12 protein-coding genes are annotated in these 14,245 nt (G+C 67.0%); 7 read left to right on the forward strand and 5 right to left on the reverse strand.

What is annotated here, in order from left to right; genetic code table 11:
• Positions 1-91: 91 nt before the first annotated feature.
• The 4 genes from HHL13_RS15590 to HHL13_RS15605 are packed head-to-tail and all read left to right on the forward strand — an operon-like array spanning position 92 to position 4,727.
• Positions 92-838, forward strand: coding sequence for an SDR family NAD(P)-dependent oxidoreductase (locus HHL13_RS15590; protein WP_169556521.1), 747 nt, complete (start codon positions 92-94; stop codon positions 836-838).
• Positions 839-892: 54 nt separating this feature from the next.
• Entirely contained in the window at positions 893-2,275 is a 1,383-nt protein-coding gene (locus tag HHL13_RS15595; protein WP_169556522.1) for a pyridoxal-dependent decarboxylase, read from the forward strand.
• Positions 2,254-3,138: an aldose 1-epimerase family protein gene (locus HHL13_RS15600; protein ID WP_169556523.1), complete on the forward strand. Its 885-nt coding sequence runs from the start codon at positions 2,254-2,256 to the stop codon at positions 3,136-3,138. The genes HHL13_RS15595 and HHL13_RS15600 overlap by 22 nt, the downstream gene beginning before the upstream one ends.
• Before the next feature lie 17 nt (positions 3,139-3,155).
• Positions 3,156-4,727 (forward strand): peptide chain release factor 3, encoded by a 1,572-nt coding sequence (locus HHL13_RS15605; protein WP_169556524.1) that lies wholly within the window; start codon positions 3,156-3,158, stop codon positions 4,725-4,727.
• Between the two features lie 76 nt (positions 4,728-4,803).
• Here the strand turns inward: HHL13_RS15605 and HHL13_RS15610 are convergent, their stop codons facing one another.
• Both HHL13_RS15610 and HHL13_RS15615 read right to left on the reverse strand, forming a co-directional pair.
• Positions 4,804-6,066 carry an MFS transporter gene (locus HHL13_RS15610; protein WP_240953726.1) on the reverse strand — a complete coding sequence of 421 codons (1,263 nt, stop codon included), beginning with the start codon at positions 6,064-6,066 and terminating at the stop codon, positions 4,804-4,806.
• 85 nt (positions 6,067-6,151) lie between these two features.
• Entirely contained in the window at positions 6,152-8,476 is a 2,325-nt protein-coding gene (locus tag HHL13_RS15615) for a TonB-dependent receptor (RefSeq protein ID WP_169556525.1), read from the reverse strand.
• Positions 8,477-8,590: 114 nt separating this feature from the next.
• Between HHL13_RS15615 and HHL13_RS15620 the strand changes: the two genes are divergently transcribed.
• Positions 8,591-9,274 carry a TetR/AcrR family transcriptional regulator gene (locus tag HHL13_RS15620; RefSeq protein WP_169556526.1) on the forward strand — a complete coding sequence of 228 codons (684 nt, stop codon included), beginning with the start codon at positions 8,591-8,593 and terminating at the stop codon, positions 9,272-9,274.
• Between the two features lie 169 nt (positions 9,275-9,443).
• On the opposite strand, the gene HHL13_RS15625 is transcribed toward HHL13_RS15620, so the two are convergent.
• Both HHL13_RS15625 and HHL13_RS15630 read right to left on the reverse strand, forming a co-directional pair.
• Positions 9,444-9,989, reverse strand: a complete 546-nt coding sequence (locus tag HHL13_RS15625; protein WP_169556527.1) for a DUF177 domain-containing protein — start codon at positions 9,987-9,989, stop codon at positions 9,444-9,446.
• Complete coding sequence (locus HHL13_RS15630) at positions 9,986-10,498, reverse strand: ubiquinol-cytochrome C chaperone family protein (RefSeq protein WP_169556528.1); 513 nt, start codon at positions 10,496-10,498, stop codon at positions 9,986-9,988. Before HHL13_RS15630 ends, HHL13_RS15625 begins: the two co-directional genes overlap by 4 nt.
• Before the next feature lie 153 nt (positions 10,499-10,651).
• Here HHL13_RS15630 and bamE point away from each other — a divergent pair, with 153 nt between their 5' ends.
• Together bamE and HHL13_RS15640 are read left to right on the forward strand one after the other, a co-directional pair.
• Positions 10,652-11,131, forward strand: coding sequence for an outer membrane protein assembly factor BamE (gene bamE, locus HHL13_RS15635; protein WP_169556529.1), 480 nt, complete (start codon positions 10,652-10,654; stop codon positions 11,129-11,131).
• Between the two features lie 119 nt (positions 11,132-11,250).
• The gene (locus tag HHL13_RS15640) at positions 11,251-11,736 is read left to right on the forward strand and encodes an RcnB family protein (RefSeq protein WP_169556530.1); all 486 of its coding nucleotides are present in this window, start codon (positions 11,251-11,253) and stop codon (positions 11,734-11,736) included.
• Positions 11,737-12,004: 268 nt separating this feature from the next.
• Here HHL13_RS15640 and pbpC read toward each other — a convergent pair whose 3' ends face one another.
• Positions 12,005-14,101 (reverse strand): penicillin-binding protein 1C, encoded by a 2,097-nt coding sequence (gene pbpC / locus HHL13_RS15645; RefSeq protein ID WP_346775581.1) that lies wholly within the window; start codon positions 14,099-14,101, stop codon positions 12,005-12,007.
• Positions 14,102-14,245 lie beyond the last annotated feature (144 nt).

A 14,245-nucleotide genomic window follows, 5' to 3' on the forward strand; every position in this document is an offset into this window, starting at 1 on the left:
AGGCAAGGGCTGCACTTGAGCCTGCTGCGCCGTGCGTGAAGCTGAGTGGATCCCGGCACAAGGCCGGGGTGACGTTTGGAAGGATGGATCTATGCCCGTAGCCCTCATCACCGGCGCCACCGCGGGGATCGGCGAAGCGGCCGTGCGCGCGTTCGTCGATGCCGGCTGGCATGTGATCGGCACCGGGCGGCGGGCCGAGCGGCTCGAGGCGCTTTCGGCCGAGCTGGGCGAGCGATTCCACGCGGCGGTGTTCGACGTGCGCGACGAAGCGGCGCGCGATGCTGCGCTGGATGCGCGGCCGGAAGCCTTTCGGGGCATCGACCTGCTGATCAACAATGCCGGGCTCGCGCTGGGGCTCAAGCCCGCGCAGGAAGCGTCGCTCGATCAGTGGAAGACGATGATCGACACCAACATCACCTCGCTCGTCTCGATCACCCACAAGCTGCTGCCGGGGCTGATCGAGCGGAAGGGGGCGATCATCAACCTCTCGTCGGTGGCGGCCAGCTATCCCTATCCGGGCGGGAACGCCTATGGCGCGACCAAATCGTTCGTCCGCCAGTTCAGCCTGAACCTGCGATCGGACCTGAACGGCACCGGGGTGCGCGTCACTTCGATCGAGCCGGGCATGGTCGAGACCGAATTCACCGTGGTGCGCACCGGCGGCGATCAGGCCGCGTCGGACAAGCTCTATGGCGGCGTGAACCCGATGACCGGCGACGACATTGCCGAGACCATGCTGTGGGTCGCGACGCTGCCGCCGCACATGAACATCAACACGATCGAGCTGATGCCGGTCAATCAGGCCTTCTCGCCCTTCCTCGTCCACCGCGAGGGCTAGTTTCACCGCACGTCGCGGGATGCGGATCGCTCCACCTCCGGCTAAAAGGCGAGCATGAGCGACTATGAAGCCATGCGCCGCGCGGCCGATGCCGCCATCGCCTATCGCCGCGGAATTGCGGGAGCGGAGACCACGCCGGTGGCGGACTATGCCGCGATGCTGGCGGCATTCGCGGGGCCGGTACCCCAAACCGGTGGCGAGGCGGACGCAATCATCGCGGAGCTGATCGGCAAGGCGACCCCCGGCATCCGCGCTTCGACCGGCCCGCGCTTCTTCGGCTGGGTGATCGGCAATTCGCATCCCACCGGGGTCGCGGCGGACTGGCTGACTTCGGCCTGGGGGCAGAATGGCGGCAATCTGATCGCCGCGCCCGCCGCGTCGGCGGTGGAGAAGGTCGCGGCCGACTGGCTGCTCGACCTGCTCGGGCTGCCGGGCGAGGCTTCGGTGGGGTTCGTCACCGGCGCGACGGTCGCCAATTTCGTATGTCTGGCGGCGGCTCGCAGCGAGGTACTGGCGCGCGCGGGATGGGATGTCGAAGCGGACGGCATGTTCGGCGCGCCGCCGATCGAGGTGGTGATCGGCGCGGACGCGCATGCGACGGTCTATTCGGGCCTCAAATATCTCGGGCTCGGCGCGAAGCGGGTGAAGATCGTGCCTGCCGATACCTCCGGGCGGATGATCGCGAGCGAATTCGAGCGGGTGGTGAAGACCTGTACCGGGCCGGTGATCGCGATCGCGCAGGCGGGGCAGATCAACACCGGGGCGTGCGATCCCTTTGCCGAAATCGCCCCCATCGCGACGGCGGCCGGTGCCTGGCTGCATGTCGATGGCGCATTTGGGCTGTGGGCGCAGGCCGCGCCGGCGCGGGCGCACCTGACCGCAGGGGTCGAAGCGGCGGACAGCTGGGCGACCGATGGGCATAAATGGCTGCAGACGCCCTATGATTGCGGCTTCGCGATCGTGCGCAATGCCGAGGCGCACCGGCGGGCGATGGCGATCTCCGCGAGCTATTTGCCGCCCGCCGAGGGATCCGAGCGTGACCCTTCGGCCTATGTGCCCGAACTGTCGCGGCGCGCGCGCGGCTTTGCGACCTGGGCGATGATCCGCCAGCTGGGACGCGAGGGGATCGCACATATGGTCGAATGCCATTGCCAGATCGCAAGGCACATGGGCGAGCGGCTGGCCGACGAAGCCGGGATCGAACTGATCGCGCCGGTCGAGCTGAACCAGCTCATGGTCCGCTTCGGCGGCCGCGACGATGCGACTCTGGCCACGGTGAAGCGGGTTCAGGACGACGAGATCGCCTTTATCGGACCGGCGCTATGGCGCGGCAATTGGGTGATGCGCGTGTCGGTCACGTCGATCGCGACGACGATGGCGGAAGCGGATGTCGCGGTGGACGCCGTGATCGACGCATGGCGGACGATACGCGGATGATCGAAATCTCCAGCGGGACGCTGAGCGCGGCCATCAACCCGTTCGGGGCGGAGCTTTCCAGCCTGCGCGATGGCGAAGGCCGCGAACTGATGACCGATGCCGATCCGGCCTTCTGGACCGGCCGAGCACCGTTGCTGTTCCCGGTCGTCGGCGCGCTGAACGGCGATGTGCTGCGAGCGAACGGGCGCGAATACAGCCTGCCCAAGCACGGCTTTGCGCGGCGGATGGGGTTCGCGGTGACCGAAGCGACACCGTCTCGCGCCAGCTGCCGGCTGGAAGCCGATGCGGAGACGCTGAAAGCCTATCCCTGGCGCTTCTCGCTCGACATCGGCTTCGAACTCTCGGGCGCGACGCTGAGCATGGAGGCCCGGATCGGCAATCGGGGCGAGGCCGCAATGCCTGCCAGCTTCGGCTTCCATCCGGCTTTCGCATGGCCCCTGCCCTATGGCCGCGACCGCGCGGATCATCGCATCCGCTTCGACGCCGACGAGCCCGGCGCATTGCGCGCGCTGACGCCCGGCGGGCTGATCGCGCCGGGCGAGCGCCCCTCCCCGCTCGACGGAAGGACGCTGCACCTCGCCGATTCGCTGTTCACCGACGACGCGCTGATCTGGGATCCCGTGGCGTCGCGCCGCGTCACCTATGGCGCGAGCGACGGGCCGCAGCTGGTGGTCGACTTCCCCGACATGCCGATGCTCGGCATCTGGACCAAACCGGGCGCGCGCTATGTGTGCATCGAGCCCTGGCGGGGAATCGCCGACAGCGAAGGCTTCACCGGCGACTTCGCCGGCAAGCATGGTGTCTTCAGCGTCGAACCGGGCGGCGAAGCGCGCGCGACGATGCGGGTGACGTTGGCCGCATAACTCGCTAGAGGCCCGCGATGCCTTCCCCGAACGAACGCCGCACCTTCGCGATCATTTCCCACCCCGACGCGGGCAAGACCACGCTGACCGAAAAGCTGCTGCTGTTCGGCGGCGCGATCCATCTTGCCGGCGAGGTCAAGGCGCGCGGCGCCGCACGGCGCGCGCGTTCGGACTGGATGAAGATCGAGCAGCAGCGCGGCATTTCGGTGACGTCGAGCGTGATGACGTTCGAGCGGAACAACGTGACGTTCAACCTGCTCGACACGCCGGGCCACGAAGACTTTTCGGAAGACACGTACCGCACCCTGACCGCGGTCGACTCCGCGGTGATGGTGATCGACGTCGCCAAGGGCATCGAAAGCCAGACGCGCAAGCTGTTCGAAGTCTGCCGCCTGCGCAGCGTGCCGATCATCACCTTCGTCAACAAGGTCGATCGCGAAGGCCGCGAAGTGTTCGAGACGCTCGACGAGATCGCCAATCTGCTCGCGCTCGACGTGACGCCGATGACCTGGCCCGTCGGCATGGGCGGTACCTTCCAGGGCATTTACGACCTTGTCGACCATCGCCTGCTGCTGGCCGAAGGCGACAGCCGTGAGTTTCAGGGCAAGGTTGTGCAGCTTTCCGGGCTCGACGATCCGCAGCTCGATGCCCTGGTCTCGGCCGAGAATGCAGCGAAGCTGCGCGAGGAGATCGAGCTGGCGGGCGTCGGCTATGTCCCGTTCGATGCCGAGGCGTATCGCAACGGCGACCTCACGCCGGTCTATTTCGGATCGGCGCTGAAGGAGTTCGGCGTCGATTCGCTGATCGACGCGCTGGCGCAGCACGCGCCGCCGCCGCACGCCCTGCCCGCCGAACCCGCGCCCGTCTCGCCCGGCGAATCGCAGGTCACCGGCTTCGTGTTCAAGGTGCAGGCGAACATGGACCCCAACCATCGCGACCGCATCGCGTTCATGCGGCTGGTGTCGGGGACGTTCCGGCGCGGCATGAAGCTGACGCCGACCGGCCACGGCAAGCCGATCGCGATCCATTCGCCGATCCTGTTCTTCGCGCGCGAACGCGAACTGGCCGACGAAGCCTTTCCCGGCGACATCATCGGCATTCCCAATCATGGCGTGCTGCGCGTGGGCGATACGCTGAGCGAGCGTGCGGACGTGCGCTTCACCGGGCTGCCCAACTTCGCGCCCGAAATCCTGCGCCGCGTGGTGCTGAAAGACCCGACCAAGACCAAGCAGCTGCGCAAGGCGCTGGACGACATGGCCGAGGAAGGCGTGACGCAGGTTTTCTATCCCGACATCGGATCGAACTGGGTGATCGGGGTGGTCGGCCAGCTCCAGCTCGACGTACTGCTCAGCCGGCTGGACGCGGAGTACAAGGTCGCGGCGGCGCTGGAGATGGCGCCGTTCGAGACCGCGCGCTGGATTTCGAGCGAGGACCCGGCGGCGATGAAGGAGTTCGTGGAGCTCAATCGCGGCGCGATGGCCAAGGATCGCGACGGCAACCCGGTGTTCATGGCGAAATCCGCTTGGGAAGTCGGCTATATTGCCGATCGCTATTCCAAGGTGAAGTTCATGGCGACGCGGGAGCGGTAGAAGGCCGTCACCCCGGTGAAAGCCGGGGTCTCCATCTGCCTGAGATGCCAGCTTTCGCCGGCATGACGGCTGCGGCTTACTCCACCCAATCCTTGTGCAGCGTCCGGCTCGCGAAGATCATCAGTAGGCCCGCGACGAGATAGGAGCATAGCCCGATCGCAATGGCGTAGCGCAGCGCGTCCACGCCATAGGTCGGCGCGAGCTGGTCGGAGATCAGGCCGATCACCGTCGAGCCCAGCCCCAGCCCGATCAGATTGTTGATCAGCAGGAAGCTGGCCGAAGCGGTCGCGCGCATATGGGCCGGGACGAGGTGCTGGACCGCGGTCAGCACCGGGCCGAGCCAGACATAGACCAGCGCCTGCGGCACGATGAACAGCGCGAGCGCCATCGCCCAGCCGCTCGACATGACACCCGCAATGAACAGGGGCGTGCCGACGATGTACGAGATGGCCGGGATCAGCGCGTAATATTTGCGGTCGCGGCGGCCCATCCGGTCGCCGATCCAGCCGCCGAACAGCACACCGAACACGCCGCCGGTGAGCAGCAGCGCGCCGAAGAACTGGCCGACCTGGATCAGGTTCAGCCCGAAGCTGCGCATCAGCAGGCTGGGCAGCCAGAAGGCGACGCCATAGCCGCACATCGATCCCGCCGCCGCGCCGAACGCCATCAGCCAGAAGCTGGGCTTGGCCGCGAGGATGCCGAACACCTGAGCCACCGGGATCTGCGCCTGCGGGGTGGCGGGGCGCGGACGATCCTTGACGATCAGGCGGAAGATCGGGGCGATCGCGACGCCGGCAAGGCCGATGGCGATGAACGCCGTGCGCCACTCGACCGTCTGCGCGATATAGCCGCCGAGCAGGGCGCCGCCGGCTGCGCCCAGCGGGATGCCGAGCGAATAGATCGAAAGCGCCCGTGCGCGCTTCTCGGGCGGGAAATAGTCGCCGATCAGCGCATAGGAAGGCGCGACCCCGCCCGCTTCGCCGACGCCGACGCCGAGGCGGAACAGGAACATCTGGGTGAAATTCTGGGCCACGCCGCACAAGGCGGTGAAGCCGCTCCACACGCCGAGCGAGATGGTGATGACCCAGGTCCGGCTGGTCTTGTCCGCCAGCAGCGCCAGCGGGATCGCCAACGTCGAATAGAGCGCCGCGAAAGCCAGCCCGCCGAGCAGGCCCAGCTGGGTGTCGGTCAGCTGGAGCGACGCCTTCACCGGCTGGGCGAGGATGCTGAGGATCTGCCGGTCGAGGAAGTTGAACGTATAGACCAGCAGCAGCATCGCAAGGACCACCCCGCGATAGACGGGCGTGGGAGGCGAGGCAGTTTCGGCGGTCTGGGTCATCGAACTTCCCTGGCAGGAAAAGGGCCGGGAGTCGTGAGACGCCCGGCCCGGAGTTTACGCGTTACGTGGGAGTTTCCGCGTCAGATCAGAACTTGATCGTGCCCGTGACGAACACCTGGCGCGGATTGCCGTAATAGGCCGTCAGCACGCCTTCGGTGCCCAGCGTCGGGATATAGGCGCCCGCGCCGGTCAGGTTGAAATTGCCGGTGTCCGGATTCTGGCTGAGGAAGTTGTAGCCAGCGACGATGTAGCGCTTGTCGAAGATATTCTTGCCGTGGACGCCGATCGAGAAATTGTCGTTGATCTCCCAGACGAAGTTGGCGTCGAACAGCGAATAGGCCGGCTGGTCGAGCATCGGCGTGCGCAGTTCGAACTGCTGCGAGTCGCTGCGGTACGACCAGGTGCCGCTGACGCTGATCGATCCGTCACCGACGGGCACCGAATAGCCGAGCGTAGCGCTGGCGGTCAGGTCCGGGGTATTCTGGATCTTGCGGCGGCTGGCGACGTCGATGCCGCGGGCGTCGATGAAGCGCAGATACTTGGCGTCCATGTAACCCAGCGACCAGCTGAGGTTCAGGCGGCCGCCGGTCGCGCCCAGATCGCGGGCGAGAACGGCATTGCCTTCGAACTCGACGCCGCGGATGCGCGCCTTGCCGGCATTGGTGGTGACGCCGATGAAGGTCTGGATGCCGCCGACGGTGGTGCCGATCGAGCCGGGAACCTGCACGTCGGTATAGTCCGAATTGAACACCGCGAGCGCCCAGCTGAGGCGGCGATCGAACATCGAAGCCTTCCAGCCGATTTCGTAGGTGGTGACCTTCTCGGGATCGAACGACATGAAGTCATAGACCTGCTGGTCGTTGCAGGCGCCGCCCAGCGGAGTACGGCACGCGCTCGACTGGCCGCGCGGATCGAAGCCGCCGCCCTTGAAGCCCTTCGACCAGCTTGCGTAGAGCTGGTGATCGGCGGTCGGCTTGAAGCTGAGCGAGGCGCGCGGGGTGAATTCCTCGAAGCTGCCGATGCCCGAGAAGTTCGAGGTCTGTGCGAACAACGTGCCGGTGCCGCCGAAATAGGGCGATCCGCCGCCGAGATAGGTGTTGCGGATCACGGTCGCGCGGCGCGTATCCCAGGTGTAGCGGCCGCCGGCCGACACGCTGAACATGTCGTTGAAGTCGTAGGTGAAGTCGCCGAACACGGCGGTGGTGTCGGTCGAGACGTTGCCGAAGGTCAGCGCGGTGACGCCGCCGGGCAGGCGCACGTCGAACACGGTGCGCGACTTGGCGTCGAGATAATAGATGCCGACCAGGCCCGAGAACGACCCGGTGTCGATCAGGAACTGCGCTTCCTGGCTGAACTGTTCGTTGTTGTAATAGGCCGGCACGTCGACCTGCACCGCGGCGAGCGCGTCGAAGTCGATCGGCGAGGCGCTGTCGTCCTTGCGATAGCCGGTGATCGAGCGGAAGGTCAGCCAGTCGGCGGGCTTCAGCTCGGCAAGGCCGGTGATGCCCCAGCTCTCGACATCCTGCGTCGGGCTGACGAGACCGCCGCGCGAATCATAGACATCGGCAAGCACCGGGGTGCCGCTGGCGATGCCCGGGATCAGGCGATGGCCGCCGCGCGTGTTGCTCTTGTCCTTGGTATAGTCGCCGCTGACGCGGAAATAGGCGCTGGTCGCAGGCTCGAACTCGATCGTGGCGCGGCCGGCCCAGATGTCCTTGTTGTAATTGTCCTGCCCGGTGGTGAGGTTCTCGCCGAAGCCGCCGCGCGACAGGCGAGCGAACGCGCCGCCGACCTTCAGGCCGGTATCGCCGATCGGGGCCGAGGCGCTGACGACGATGTCGGCCTGGTTGTACGTGCCATAGGTGCCGCGCAGCTTGATCGTGGGATCGTTGCCGATGCGGCGCGTGACATACTTCACCGCGCCGCCGATCGTGTTGCGGCCATAGAGCGTGCCCTGCGGGCCGCGCAGCACTTCGATCCGCTCGACGTCATAGATGTCGAGGACCGCGGCTTGGGGACGATTGAGGTACACGTCGTCGAGATAGAGGCCGACGCCTGCTTCGAAGCCGGCGACCGGATCCTGCTGGCCGACGCCGCGGATGAAGGCCGACAGGGTCGAATTGGTGCCGCGCGAGACTTCGACGGTAACGTTCGGGGTGGTCTGGCCGATATCGGTGATGTCGATCGCACCGTTCTTTTCGAGCTGCTCGCCGCTGAACGCGGTGACCGCGATCGGCACGTCGAGCAGCGATTCCTCGCGGCGGCGGGCGGTGACGACGATCTCGCCATTATCCTCGGCGACGGTCGCGTCGCCGGCCGCGTCCTGCGCATAAGCGGGAACGGCGCTCAGCGCGGTGAAGGCGGCGCCGGCGTAGAGAATCGTGCGAACGGACGGAATCATGCGTGACATCAGGTGTTCCTCCCCAATTATGACCCGTGCTTACGTACGGGTTGCAGGTTGTTGGAGGATGCAATACTGAAACCTGAACCAAGTTTCAACTTGGATCGAGCGGGAGAGTGAAAAATGGCAGACGGGCGTGGCATCGCGGCCACATCACCGGCGCCGGGGGCGAGTGATCCGACCGATTCGACCAGCGTGCCGCACAGCGAAGCGAGCGCGGGCAAGGAGCCGCGCACCGCGCGCGGCCGCAAGACGCTGCGCGCGATTCTCGACGCGGCGGCGGTCGAATTCGGCGAGAAGGGATTCCACGAAGGCTCGATCGCGGGGATCACCCGCCGGGCGGGCGTCGCGCTGGGCAGCTTCTACACCTATTTCGATTCGAAGGACGACGTGTTCCGCGCCCTCGTCCGCGACATGTCCGAGCAGGTGAAGGAGCATGTCGGCCCCGCGATCCGCGCCGCGACCGGCCAGATCGATGCCGAGCGCGCGGGTCTGCTGGAGTTCATCAAGTTCGCCCGCTCGCACAAGGAAATCTACCGGATCATCGACGAAGCCGAGTTCGTCGATCCCGAGAGCTTCCGCATGCACTATGCGACCACCGCCGATCGCATCGCGGCCCGCCTTCGCGCCGCCGCCGATCGCGGCGAAGTGCGCGACGACATTTCCGAGGTCCATGCCTGGGCGATCATGGGCATGAACGTGTTTCTGGGGCTGCGCTATTCGGTATGGGCCGACGATAGCGATCCCGAAGCGATCGCCGATACGATCGCATCAATGCTGGCGCGGGGGATTGCCGCGAAGGGCTGAGGCATCGGAATTTCCCGTCCGGTCCATATCGATCGTCACCCCGGACTTGTTCGGGGCATATCCCTGTAGACCAAATAGGCGTTTTCGTGCTCGGGCAAAGGCCGGAGCACCCTTAGGTGTTCGAAAGGGATGGACGCCGAACAAGCCCAGGGTGACGGGAAGGAAAGGCTTACTTCCCCAGCTTGTCCTTCAGCGCCGCCAGCGCGTCGAACGGGCTGGATTCCTTCCTTGCCGCGAGCGCTTCGGCTTCGTCCTCGCTGATGACGCCGGCCGCCTTCAGCGTCTCGCTCGCCCCCCCGCTGCGCGGAAAGGGATCGAGCGCGAGCGCGAGGGTTTCCGCCGCCGCTTCGCCCAGATCGATCGCGCCGCCGGTGTAGAATACGATGTCGCACTCGTCCTCGGACAGTTCGACCTCGTCTCCGGCCTCGCCTTCGGGCACGAAGCGGATGTCGAAATCCTCATCGACCGTGGCGGGCACCGGATCGCCGGTGACGACGCAGCTCTGCACGACCCTCGCCGAAAGATGGCCCGCTGCACGCACGCCGGCGGCATCGCGGCGCAATTTATAGGATGCCTCGAGCGCGCCGATCGACTGGAGATCGAAGCGTTCGGCCAGCGCCACGCGCTCGGCGGCGGCGGCGGTGACGCTCACATTGCTGTCGCCCGCGCCGATCTGGTCGAGCCGATGGGGCCGGTGAAATTCGGGCGTGGTCACGCGGGCAGTTCCCCGTCGAGCAGGGTCGTGACCGGAGTCGCGGCAAGGCAATGGCGCAACTCGAGCAGCGCCGATTCGACATGCGCCAGTTCGGCCGGATCGGGCGCCGCGCCGCGATAGAGGTTGCGGACCAGCGCGGGCTTGAGGTCGCCGGCCTCCAGCGCGGTGCGATAGGCGCCGAGGCGGCCGCCGATCATCCCCATCATCTTGCCGATTCGCTTGCCCACGACGATGTCGCCCACGCCCCATTCGCGCAGCTGGCCATCCATGTCGTCGATGAACACTTCGGCGAGCTGAGTGCTGGGCAAGGTGGCAGTGGGCTCCCCTTCGAGCCGCAGCAGCACGAGCGTCATGACCACCGCGATCATATCGAACCGGCCGTCGACCGTGTCGGGCACGGCGCCCTCGACATACCAGTGCGGCTGGCGGGCGCGCGCGACGATCGCCGCGTACAGCACCGGCGCGGTGCCGCGATCGGGCTTGCCGAACAGACGCTGAAGCAGGCTCATAACGGGTTCCAATTCCTGATTCGGCGGCACCGAGGGGTCGCGGCGCCGCACTCTGGCGTTCCTCGACCTTGTTTGGCCGCAATTCCGCGCATATTGAGACGATCGGTGCGCGATGCAATCGCGCGTGTGCGGCGTTATTGCCTGGAGAAGTTGATGTCGATGTTTCCTGTCCGCGCGCTGGCTTCGGCCGCGGTGCTCGCTCTTCTGGGCACGTCGGCCTGCGCGCCGGTGCGCACGCATCAGGGCTATATCGTCGACAAGGAACTGGTCGATTCGATCCAGCCGGGCATCGACAACCGCGATTCGGTGCTCAAGACGCTCGGCCAGCCGACGCTGACCAGCCAGTTCGAAGGCCAGAAGGGCGACTGGTATTATGTGTCGCGCGACAGCCGCAATTACGGCTTCAATTCGCCGCGCGTGAAGGAACAGCTGACTCTGCGTGTCCGCTTCGACGGCGCAGGCAACGTCACCGCGGTGGACCGCAGCGGCGTCGAGCTGGTCGCCAATGTCGATCCGACCGGCAAGAAGACCCCGACGCTGGGCCGTCACCGCAGCTTCCTGCAGGATCTGTTCGGCAATATCGGTCAGGTCGGCGCGCCGGGCACCGGCGGTCCGGCCGGCGGCGGCCAGTAACCTTCCTGTCTGGCGCATGAAGCGCGCGTTCCCGCGCGGTTCAGTCTGCCCCTCCTAGAACGGCATCAACCGGCAAGTGCTCCCGCGCTTCCGGTCGGGAAATGTCAGGAGGACGGACAATGAAAAAGTTTATCACCGCCGCGCTGCTCGCAGCCGTCGCCATGCCGGTGGCCATTCCGGCGGCGCAGGCCCAGTCGCGCGAACAGCGCCGCGATTATCGCGACGATCGCCGGGACTATCGTCAGGATCGCCGGGACGACCGCCGGGATTATCGCAACGATCGCCGCAACGACCGTCGGGACTATCGCGATGACCGCCGCGATCGCCGCTGGGGCGACGACGACTGGCGCGGCTGGCGCAACAGCAACCGCGGCCTCTATTCGCGCGGCAACTGGCGTGCGCCGTTCCGCTACAACTCGTTCCGCCCGGGCGTGAGCATCGGCGTGAGCTTCTACGGCCCGCGCTATCGCATCTCGGATCCGTGGCGCTATCGCCTGCCCCAGCCGGGCTACAACCAGGCCTGGGTGCGCCACTATGACGATCTGCTGCTGGTCGATACCCGCCGCGGCCGCGTCATCCGGGTGATCCGCGGCTTCTACTGGTAAGCGATAACCCAGTAGAAAAGAGGCCCCGGACGGCATGCGCCGGCCGGGGCCTCGTCGTGTCCGGACGATCGGCCACGGGTCCCGAAAGGGGGTGGGACCGAATCGCGAAACGCGGCAGAATCACTTTGGTTCAGTATGTGTGCAATTGGCTTGATCCGCTCGCGCGGATGCGGTGCCGGCCCGCTCCCCCACCCGGCCACCCAACGGAAGTTTATTCTATGGGTGGCCGGGTGGGGGAGCGGGCCGGCGCGGCAAGATCAAAGCGCAATCAACGGATCGTGAAGACGATCTGATCGACGACACGCCCGCCGAGATCGATCAGGCGAAGGCGATGCTGGCCCCGTCCGGCGGCGATCATCGGCCCCGAACTCGCCAGCCCCAGATCGGTCTTGTCGAGCACCAGCCGGTGCCCCAGCACATCGCCCGACACCGCGATCGACAGCTTCTGGCGATCGGGCGGGATATCGGGATCAAGCGCATAGACCGCGCCAGAGGCCGGATTGACGATGCGCGGGCGCCGCGATTCGGGCGGGGCGCTGGCGACAAGGGTCATCCCCGTGCCCCGGAGGAAATATTCGCGGCGCGGCTGTTCCAGCCCGCCGGTGAAACGGATCTGGCGTTCCTCGACATCGCCCGGACGCGCGATCGCCTTGCCCGGCGACCCGGCATGGAGCGCCATCATCACGTCGCGCCACACCGGCGCCGCCCCGCTGGTGCCCGAGACCGCGCGCATCGGATCGCCTTCCATGTTGCCGACCCACACCGCCACGGTGAAGCGATCGGAGAAGCCGACGCACCAATTGTCGCGCATCGCTTTCGACGTGCCGGTCTTCACCGCAGCCCAAAAGGGCAGGCGCAGTGCCGAATCGAGGCCGAAGGTGGCGGCGCGGGCGTTGGGATCGGCCAGCATGTCGGCGACGATCCATGCCGCTTCGGGCGTAGTGGTGCGGCGGCTGCTCCCCAGCTTCTCGCCAAGGATCATGCGCACCGGCGTCCATCGGCCGCCAAGGGCCAGGCTGCGATAGGCGGCGGCCTGCTCCACCAAGGTCACTTCGGCCGACCCCAGTGCGAGGCTGAAGCCATAATATTGGCCGTCCTCGACCAGCCCCGCATAGCCAGTGTCGAACAGCCGGTCGCGGAAGGCATCGACCCCGACAAGCAGCAGGGTGCGCACCGCGGGCACGTTGAGCGAGCCCGCCAGCGCGACGCGAGCGGAGACGGGTCCCTTGAAGCCTTTGTCGTAATTCTGGGGGACGTAGAGGCCCGAAGCGGTGTCGAGCTGAACCGGCGAATCGTCGAGGATCGACGCGGCGGTGAGATAGCCCTTCTCTATCGCCTGCGCGTAGAGGAACGGCTTCAGCGTCGATCCGGCCTGGCGATAGGCCGTCGCGCCGTTGACCGCGGGCGCGGTCGATGCGCCGCCGATCCCGCCGACCATCGCCAATATGTCGCCGGTCGCATTGTCGACCACCACCACCGCGCCATCGCGCGCGCGCGTTCCGCCAAGGCCCTGCAACTGTCGACGCAGCGCCGCGATCGCCGCGCGCTGGATGCGGACGTCGATCGTCGTGGTGACCTTCGCGCCGGGCTTGCGCAGCAGCATGTCGGCCAGATGCGGCGCGAGGCCGGGATCGAGCGCCAGGCTGCGCGCGGGACCGAGCATCGTGGTGGCGGCGGGGAGGAAGCGGGTGCAGTCCTTTTCCTTCGACAGCGCACAAGCGCGTTGCGCGACCTTGGGCGCGGGCGCGCCGGGTTCGGGCAGCAACGCCGCGAGCAGCAGCGCATCGTCGCGAGTCAGCGCCGAGGGGGTCTTGCCGAACAGGCCGAGCGCGGCGGCGCCGATCCCCTGCGCCTCACCGCGAAACCCGGCGAGGTTGAGATAGGCCTCGAGAATCTGATCCTTGCTCCAGCGCGATTCGAGCGCCCAGGCCGCGCGCATCTGGCGCAGCTTGTCGAGATTGCCGCGCTGGCCCGGCGCGGCAAGATCGGGCGAGAGAAATCCCGCCACCTGCATCGACAGGGTGGAGGCCCCGCGCGAGCGCTTTCCCTCGAACCGGTCACGGATCGAGCCGCCGAGCGACAGCCAGTCCACCCCGCCATGATCGCGGAAGCGGCGATCCTCGGCGGCGAGGATCGTCTCGCGTGCGTCAGGCGAAATGTCCGACAGATTCGTCCAGCCGAGGCGGCGGACCTGATAGTCCACGCGCGAACTGTCGAGCAGCACGCCGTTGCGATCGTAGAGCCACGCTTCGGACGCGGTGTAGCGCGCGCGCTGCCCGGCATAGTCGGGCAGATGCGGCGGCAGCGTGATCCAGTCGACCGTGGCGTAGCCGGCGATCAACAGCGCCGCGACCGAGGCGACGATGCGCGGCGGCGTGGCCAGCCCGCGCCAGCCGCGCTCGTCCCAGTCATCGCGCAGCCGATCGCCCCATCCGCGAACCGCAGCGGCCGCACGTCCGGCCTTCAGCGCAAGCGGATGGCTTCGAACCGTTTCAAGCCAGTTCACACC

The organism is Sphingomonas sp. G-3-2-10, from assembly GCF_012927115.1.
Lineage (GTDB): Bacteria > Pseudomonadota > Alphaproteobacteria > Sphingomonadales > Sphingomonadaceae > Sphingomonas.